We start from the raw sequence: 1,048 nt of genomic DNA, 5'->3' as shown, positions 1-1,048 counted from the left end.
TCAGTCGGTCCTACGTTGTTGATGGGTCGGATGGGCCAGTCGTAAGGTCCGGAGATCCAGAGACACCGGGTATGGCTTTCAGTCGGTTGCCCTCGATGGTTGCCCTCACCTGGCCGCCCGGTGTCTCACGGCGACTCGACCGCTGATTAGGAGTTGCGGGCCCCTTGCGGGTGCATCGCTGAGTAGGACCACGCTGGCGAGGTCGTCCGGACGAACAGCACGTATCGAGCGGCTGGAGGAACAGGTGGCCCAGATCTGGGCGGGCACGGACATCGGCAAGACCCACCACCACTGCGTGGTCCTGGACGCCGAGGGCAAGAAGCGGCTCTCGCGCCGCGTGCTGAATGACGAACCGGAACTGCTGGTATTGCTCGCCGACGTTCTGGCCCTGGACGAGGACGTGGTCTGGGCGGTCGACGTCGCTGACGGCATGGCCACCCTGCTGATCAACCTGCTGCTCAATCACGGGCAGCAGCTGGTCTACATACCCGGGCTGGCGGTCAACCGTGCCTCGGCCGGCTACCGGGGCATGGGCAAGACCGACGCGAAGGACGCGACCGTGATCGCGGACCAGGCCCGGATGCGCCGGGACCTGACCGTCCTGCGGCCGGACGACGAACACGCCGTCGAGCTGAGGATCCTCACCAACCGCCGGGCCGACCTGAACGCGGACCGCACCCGCCGGATCAACCGCCTGCGCGGCCAACTCGCCAGCATCTTCCCCGCGTTGGAGAGGGTCCTGGACCTGGGTAACGTTGGCCCGCTGATCCTGCTGACCGGCTACCAGACTCCCGCCGCCCTGCGCCGAACCGGTCGCGGCCGGTTGGAGACCTGGCTGCGCAACCGCAAGGTCCGCAGCCCCGAGGCTCTGGCCGAGGCAGCCCTCGAAGCGGCTGAGCGGCAGCACACGACTGTCACCGGGGAGAAGGCCACCGCGCAGGTGATCCACACCCTGGCGAAGGAGGTGATGGGCCTCAACGAGCAGATCGCCGAGATCGACAAGCTCATTGCGGCCCGGTTTCGCGACCACGAGCTCGCCGAAGTGATC

General features: G+C 67.4%; 1 protein-coding gene. It reads left to right on the top strand.

Annotated features, from left to right (window positions below; translation table 11 throughout):
- Nucleotides 1-244 precede the first annotated feature (244 nt).
- Nucleotides 245-1,048, top strand: an 804-nt coding sequence (locus OTB20_RS42235; protein WP_267825192.1) for an IS110 family transposase, incomplete at its 3' end; no start/stop codon positions are given.

Origin of the sequence: Streptomyces sp. H27-H1, from assembly GCF_026627445.1 — a bacterium.
Taxonomy (GTDB): Bacteria; Actinomycetota; Actinomycetes; order Streptomycetales; family Streptomycetaceae; genus Streptomyces.
This window is presented reverse-complemented; position numbering and strand designations above follow the sequence as displayed.